The organism is uncultured Thiocystis sp. (assembly GCF_903866365.1).
GTDB lineage: Bacteria > Pseudomonadota > Gammaproteobacteria > Chromatiales > Chromatiaceae > Chromatium.
The window spans coordinates 1-4649 of the sequence record NZ_CAIPNF010000405.1; the positions used below are offsets into that span (position 1 = coordinate 1).

General features: G+C 65.8%; 4 protein-coding genes. 3 read left to right on the plus strand and 1 reads right to left on the minus strand.

Annotated features, from left to right (window positions below; all coding sequences use genetic code 11):
• Both QZY07_RS22400 and QZY07_RS22405 read left to right on the plus strand, forming a co-directional pair.
• Positions 1 to 744, plus strand: a 744-nt coding sequence (locus tag QZY07_RS22400) for a tetratricopeptide repeat protein (protein WP_295407706.1), incomplete at its 5' end; no start/stop codon positions are given.
• A 39-nt stretch (positions 745 to 783) separates the two neighbouring features.
• A complete protein-coding gene (locus QZY07_RS22405; protein WP_295407707.1) occupies positions 784 to 2772 on the plus strand; it encodes an ATP-dependent DNA helicase in 1989 nt (662 codons plus the stop codon).
• On the opposite strand, the gene QZY07_RS22410 is transcribed toward QZY07_RS22405, so the two are convergent.
• Entirely contained in the window at positions 2767 to 4314 is a 1548-nt protein-coding gene (locus tag QZY07_RS22410; protein ID WP_295407710.1) for an ATP-binding protein, read from the minus strand. The two genes, QZY07_RS22405 and QZY07_RS22410, sit on opposite strands and share 6 nt — an antisense overlap.
• Before the next feature lie 96 nt (positions 4315 to 4410).
• Here QZY07_RS22410 and QZY07_RS22415 point away from each other — a divergent pair, with 96 nt between their 5' ends.
• Positions 4411 to 4545 carry a hypothetical protein gene (locus QZY07_RS22415; protein WP_295407712.1) on the plus strand — a complete coding sequence of 45 codons (135 nt, stop codon included), beginning with the start codon at positions 4411 to 4413 and terminating at the stop codon, positions 4543 to 4545.
• Positions 4546 to 4649 lie beyond the last annotated feature (104 nt).

Here is a 4649-nt window from a genome sequence, read left to right on the forward strand (position 1 = left end):
GAGCCGGCTGCCCCGCCAGCGGCCGAGCCGGCGCCAGCCGCGCCCACCGTCGGGGCGGCACCCGTCAAGCCCGCCGCGCCCAAGGTTGTCCAGGGTGCGCCAACGCCGACGACAGACGCGAAGCCAGCACCGGCCAAACCCGCCGTGCCAGCCAAACCGGCGACGCCAGCGGTGGTGCAGACCAAGCCTAAACCAAGCGAAACCGCGCCGTCCGTACCCAGGAAACCCATTCCGACTCCGCCAGCGACGCCAGCCCCCGCGCCGACCGTGGCGAAGGCCACGCCCGCGTCCAGGCCGCCGCCCGCGCCAACGGTGGCGAAGGCCGAGCCCACGCCGCCGAGAGTCGCCCCGCCAGCCCCCGAGCAGCCGACGGTTAAGGCGGCTCCGCCCGCGCCCGCCGCCCCGCCCATCGCCGCGCCGAGCCTGCCGCCGGCCGCGCAGGCGCTGGCCAGTCAGGCGGAACAGCAGCGTCAGTCCGGCGACTACGCCGGCGCCGCCGCCTCGCTGGAACGCTCGCTGCGGATCGCCCCGCGCGAAGCCTATCTCTGGAATCGTCTCGCGCGGATACGCATGGAGCAGGGGCAGGGCAGTCAGGCGGGGAATCTCGCGGCGCGTTCCAACGATCTGGCGGGCGCGAACGCCGTCGTCAAGAAGGATAACTGGCGCATCATCGCCGAATCCAAGCGCCGCGCCGGCGATACCTCGGGGGCCGCCGAGGCGGACCGCCGCGCGGGCGTGGATTGAGCGGCCCCGCGACGGTTCGGTCCCCGATGTTTGCGCCCCGTGTCTGATCTGTCGCCGATTTTCGGCCCCGACGGAGTGCTCGCCGAACGGGTGCCCGGCTTCTGCTACCGGGCGCAGCAGCAGGCGATGGCCGAGCGGATCGCCGCCATCATGGACACGGGCGGCGTACTGATCTGCGAGGCCGGCACCGGCACCGGCAAGACCTTCGCGTATCTGGCCCCGGCGCTGCTGTCCCGACGCAAGGTGCTGATCTCCACCGGCACGCGCAACCTTCAGGACCAGTTGTTTCATCGCGATCTGCCCTTGATCCGGGAGGCGCTCGGCCTGCCGGTGTCGAGCGCGCTGCTGAAAGGCCGCGCCAATTATCTCTGCCGTCATCGGCTCCAGCTACTGCTGGATGACCCCGGCCACCTCTCGCCCGAACTGCGTCACCATCTCCAGCAGGTGCGCGACTGGTCCACGTCCACCCGGCGCGGCGACATCGCCGAGCTACCGCTCCCCGAGGACGCCGCGATCTGGCCCGAGGTCACCTCGACCAGCGACAACTGTCTCGGTCAGGACTGCCCGGACTGGCAGGGCTGTCATCTGGTCGCCGCCCGCCGCGAGGCCCAGGCGGCCGATGTGGTGGTCGTCAATCATCATCTGCTGTGCGCCGATCTGGCGCTCAAGGACGAGGGGTTCGGCGAGATTCTGCCGGGCGCCGACTGCTTCGTGATCGACGAGGCGCACCAGCTTCCCGACACCGCATCGAACTTTTTCGGCATCTCGTTGAGCAGCCGCCAGTTGCTGGACTTGGCGCGCGACACCGAACTCGAAGCGCGCCGCGAGGCGGGCGATGTCCCGGAACTGCCCGAGCGCGCCGGCAAACTGCGCCGCGCGGTCCAGGATGCGCGGCTCGGGTTGGGCGATGCGGATCGCCGCGGTCCCTGGCGCGAATTCGTCGGCGATCCGGGCGTTCAGCGGGCGCTGGAAACGCTCGAACGCCGTTTGTCTTCCTTGGCCGAGGCGCTCAAGGCCATGGTCGGACGTGGCAAGGGTCTGGACGCTTGCCTGGCGCGCGCCGGGGATCAGCGGGAGCGTCTGCATACCCTGGTCGCCAGCGAACCCGAGGACGCGGTGCGCTGGTTCGAGACCCTGGGGCGCGGTTTCCGGCTGCATCAGACCCCGCTGGAGGTCGCCGAGGTTTTTCGCGAACAGATCGGCCACGACCGCACGGCCTGGATCTTCACCTCCGCCACCCTCGCGGTCGGCCACGGCTTCGATCATTTCGCCCGTCAGCTCGGCATCGAGAAAGCCCAAACCGAACGCTGGGAAAGCCCCTTCGACTATCCCAATCAAGCGCTCTGGTTCGTCCCGCGCGGTCTGCCGCCGCCGTCCGATCCCGACTATAACCGGCAGGTGCTCGAACTGGCGTGCGAGGTCATCGGCTACAGTCGCGGTCGCGCCTTCCTGCTCTTCACCAGTCATCGCGCGCTGCGCGAACTGGCCGCCGGGCTGGAGGGTCGGATCGACTATCCGCTGCTGGTCCAGGGCAGCGCCCCGCGCGCCGAACTGCTGGAACGCTTTCGCGAACTCGGCAACGCGGTTCTGCTCGGTACCTCAAGCTTTTGGGAAGGCGTCGACGTGCGTGGCGAGGCGCTCTCCTGCGTCCTGATCGACCGTCTGCCGTTCGCCTCGCCGGGCGATCCGGTGCTGGCCGCGCGCATCGACGCGCTGCGCCAGCGCGGCGGCAATCCCTTCCGCGACTATCAGTTGCCGCAGGCCGTGATCGCGCTCAAACAGGGCGCTGGGCGTCTGATCCGCGGCAGCGAAGATCGCGGCGTGCTGGTGGTCTGCGATCCGCGTCTCCTGTCGCGCTCCTATGGCTATACCTTTCTCGACAGCCTGCCGGCGATGGCCCGCACGCGCCAGATCGCGGATGTACGGGCGTTTTTTGGCGCAGGGATGGAGGATGCCTCTGGACGCAACTCCGGTGCCGCGCCAGATTGTCCGGATGGCGGAGTGTGCAGCGCAGGCGGACCGTCATAACGTTTCCACCTCAAACCCGACGAGGGTGCGCCGCTCGCGACTGAATTCGATGCCGATCAGATGGATTGGCTGACCCAGGGCGCAATGCTTGTCGGCGTAGCCTCGCTCCTTGATCTGCTGTAAAGCCCGTCCCTCGGGTACCAGTTCGACCACCTTGAACTCGAACAGCCAGACTTGCGCATTGAACTTGAGCGTCAGATCCACCCGCCCCCGGTTGCTCGCGTCTTCCGGCGTCAGATCCAGTCCCAACGCGGCCAGATGGCTGTAGAAGACGCTGGCGTAGAAACCCTCGTAACGGGCGATCGGGTGACCGTCGTGCCACTGGTGCGGAATGGCGGCGAACAGGCTCTCCAGATGCGCGCGCAACGCCGCGAAATCGCCGCCCATGAGCACGTCGTAGAGCCGGCTCACGGCGCGCTCGGCCTGCGACGGATCGCCCATCAACCCCTTGAGCAGGGCGTCGTTGAGGGCGCTGGTCACTTCCAGATTCGGAGAAACCAGGCGATATTCGCGCCGCGCGCCAATCCGCCGCGACCCGGCGAAGGTGAGATAGCCGGTCTGCCACAACAACGCCTCGGTCGCCAGATGGTCCACGTCGAAGGTCGAGAGCAACGCCTCGGAGGCGTGGAGTTCGGCCAGTTCGGGCGTGAAACAGCCGCGTTCGGTGAGCAGATCGACCAGAAAGGTCGGGGTGCCGGTCTCGAACCAGAAGGGCTGGAATTCACGCTTGCGAAACAGCAGCAGCAGATCGAAGGGATTGTAGACCGCCGTGCCGAGCCAGTTATAGCCGTTGTACCAGCGGCGGATCTCGTCGCGGTCCAGTCCGTCGAGTTCGGGCGCGAAGACGGTGTCGACATCGGTCTGGGTGTAGCCGCAGAGCGCCGAATAGTTGGCATCCACCGTGATGTCGTTGAGATTGTTCAGCCCCGAGAAGATGCTGACCTTGCTGAATTTGCTCACGCCGGTGATGAAGGCGAAGCGGATGTGCGCGTCCTGATCCTTGATGACCGAATAGAGATTGCGCAGCCCGTCGCGCAGCTCGCGGGCGATGTTCGGCGTGGTGAGATTGTCGAGGATCGGCTTGTCGTATTCGTCGATCAGGATCACCACCCGCTGGCCGGTGATGAGATGCGTCTGCTCGATCAGCTCGCCGAAACAGCCGACCAGATCCTCGGGATCGCGACAGGTCAGCCCTAGCGTTCGCTGGTTTCGGTACAGCAGATCGAGGATGCGTTGATCGAGTTCGGAGCGACGGTGGACGACCCCACCGCCAAAACTCAACCGGATCACCGGATAACGAACGGTCCAATCCCACTGCGGATGGATCGACAACCCGCGAAACAGCGCCTCGTTGCCGGCGAAGAGTTCGCCGAGGGTGTCGAGCAACAACGATTTGCCGAAGCGGCGCGGGCGCGAGAGGAAATAGTATTTTCCTTCGTCGATCAGTTGCCGGATAAAGCCGGTCTTGTCGACATAATAATGGTCCTCCTCGCGAATCTCGCGGAAGTTCTGGATCCCGATCGGAAGTTTGCGGCGGTGCATGGCAGTTGGCAGTTGGCAGTTGGCAGTTGGCAGTCATCAGTATGGTACAGCCAAGTACGGTAGACTTGGGCCTGTCGCCACCAGGAAAACGAGCAGATGCCATTTCTCGATTGGGTCAATAAACATCAGGCCAAGGAAACCATCCGAGAGGTGCCTTATCACCTGCTCACACCGGAATCCATCCACGGTGCGGACGGTAACTTCTCAATAAGTCACGGCAGCCTTGGCTGAAGATATCCGTTAGAATACCCCATCGCTTCCCCAATCGTTTCCCGTGCATCGTCCTACCGTCATGCCCAGCTCGATCAAACTTCCTGACATCCCCGAGGCGGAAC

Coding starts and splice junctions, on each gene's coding strand:
- QZY07_RS22410 (WP_295407710.1), bottom strand. CDS start 4,314: ATGCACCGCCGCAAACTTCCGATCGGGATCCAGAACTTCCGCGAGATT.
- QZY07_RS22415 (WP_295407712.1), top strand. CDS start 4,411: ATGCCATTTCTCGATTGGGTCAATAAACATCAGGCCAAGGAAACCATC.